Origin of the sequence: Mesorhizobium sp. M7A.F.Ca.US.006.04.2.1 (genome assembly GCF_004022915.1) — a bacterium.
GTDB lineage: Bacteria > Pseudomonadota > Alphaproteobacteria > Rhizobiales > Rhizobiaceae > Mesorhizobium > Mesorhizobium ciceri.
This window is the reverse complement of sequence record NZ_RZQA01001443.1, coordinates 1-829: the sequence shown is the minus strand read 5'-3', so window position 1 is coordinate 829 and position 829 is coordinate 1. Positions and strand designations below refer to the sequence as shown.

General features: G+C 64.3%; 1 protein-coding gene. It reads left to right on the top strand.

Annotated elements, in window-relative coordinates; translation table 11 throughout:
• Positions 1-829: FAD-dependent oxidoreductase (locus tag EN925_RS37935; RefSeq protein WP_128337465.1), on the top strand; the 829-nt coding region annotated here is incomplete at both ends.

Below are 829 nucleotides of genomic sequence, written 5' to 3'. Positions count from 1 at the left end.
TGTCAGCCCGCTGCCGACCGTCATCCCGATCTTTTCCTGGAGCAAGGGCATGTTGGCGGCATTGCGGACGCTGTTCGGCTCGACCAGCGCACCGCGCAGCCGCGGCGCCATCCTGATCAAGATCGGCCTGATGATCTATGATTTCTACGGCTCGCGAAACCAGGTCATGCCGCGCCACCGCATGGTCGGGCGGCGCCAGGCGCTCAGCGGGATGCCGGCGCTCAATCCCTCGATTGTCGCCACCGGCACCTACTACGACGCCAAGATAAGCCACCCCGAAAGGCTGGTGCTTGAACTGATCCTCGATGGGCGGCAAGCAAACGCGGCCTCGGCCAGCGCGAACTATACGGCGCTGGTCAAGTCCGCCGATGGGGTACTGACCTTCCAGCCGGAAAACGGCGCGGCCTTTTCGGTGCGGCCGAAGCTGGTGGTCAACGCCGCCGGTCCGTGGATCGACGATGTCAACGAATTGCTTGGCGCGCCGTCGAAGATGATCGGCGGCACCAAGGGCTCGCACGTCCTGCTCAAGCATGACGAACTGGTCAAAAGCCTGGCCGGGCGCATGCTCTATTTCGAAGCCGATGACGGCCGCATCTGCCTCATCTACGATTATCTCGGCCTGGCGCTGGTCGGCTCCACCGACATCAAGGCCGACAATCCCGACGCGGTGCGCTGCGAGCCCGACGAAGTCGAGTACCTGCTCGACAGCGTGCGGACTCTGCTGCCGGGAATGGCGTTCGAGCGCGACCAGATCGTCTATGCCTATAGCGGCATCAGGCCGCTGCCGGCCTCCGATGCATCGCTGCCCGGGCTGATCAGCCGTGACCAC